Below are 778 nucleotides of genomic sequence, written 5' to 3'. Positions count from 1 at the left end.
CCGCCCCGGCTGACATCTGGGCGCACGCGAACGTGGGCAATGAGCCGCACAAGGGCCCGATCAGGTCGCCGGTACTTCTTCGGACCGGTCTCCCGAGTTCCCCGCTTACGGGTTCAACGGTTCCCCGGTCACGAGGAAGATCACCCGGCGCCCGACCACGACGGTGTGGTCACCGAAGCGTTCGTAGAAGCGGCCGAGCAAGGTCACGTCCACCGCGGCCGGGATGGTGCCCTCCCAGGCCGGGTCCTGGATCACGGTGAGCAGCCGTCGGTGCAGGTCGTCGAGCTCGTCATCGTGTCTGCCGATCTCGGCGGCCAGTTCGGGATCGTGCGTGCGCAGGACCCGTTCGGCGAGGCCGGCCAACTCGGCCGCCACCCGCCCCATCCGGGCGAGCAGTTCCTCGGCTTCCCCGGAGGTGATGTGGTCGGGATGGCGGCGGCGGACACTTTCGGCGACATGCTGTACCAGCCCGCCCATCCGGCTCAGGTCCGTCACGAGGTGCACACCGGTGACGACCTGACGGAGATCTCGCGCCACCGGGGCCTGCAGCGCCAGCAGCGTCATCGCCTGGTCCTCGCACGGACCGTGGAGCTCCTCGATCCGCTCGGTGAGGTCGAACACCCGCTCGGCCAGGGGCAGGTCCGCCATCACCAGGGCATCGGTCGCCACCTGGATGGCCTCCCCGGCCAGATGGCACATCGATGCCAGCTTGTCGGTCAGGTCGTCGAGCTGCTCGTGAAACTTCATCCGCATGCGCATCATCATCGTGCACCCCGCA

General features: G+C 68.5%; 1 protein-coding gene. It reads right to left on the bottom strand.

The window, feature by feature from the left end; genetic code table 11:
- Positions 1 to 105: 105 nt before the first annotated feature.
- Entirely contained in the window at positions 106 to 753 is a 648-nt protein-coding gene (phoU, locus tag P3H15_RS54230) for a phosphate signaling complex protein PhoU (RefSeq protein ID WP_276144862.1), read from the bottom strand.
- Positions 754 to 778: the final 25 nt, after the last annotated feature.

This window comes from Rhodococcus sp. T2V (assembly GCF_029269925.1).
In the GTDB taxonomy this organism is placed as follows: Bacteria; Actinomycetota; Actinomycetes; order Mycobacteriales; family Mycobacteriaceae; genus Rhodococcus_F; species Rhodococcus_F koreensis.
The sequence above is the reverse complement of the archived record's forward strand: the minus strand, read 5'-3'. Positions and strand labels throughout refer to the sequence as shown.

Coding starts and splice junctions, on each gene's coding strand:
- phoU (WP_276144862.1), bottom strand. CDS start 753: ATGCGGATGAAGTTTCACGAGCAGCTCGACGACCTGACCGACAAGCTG.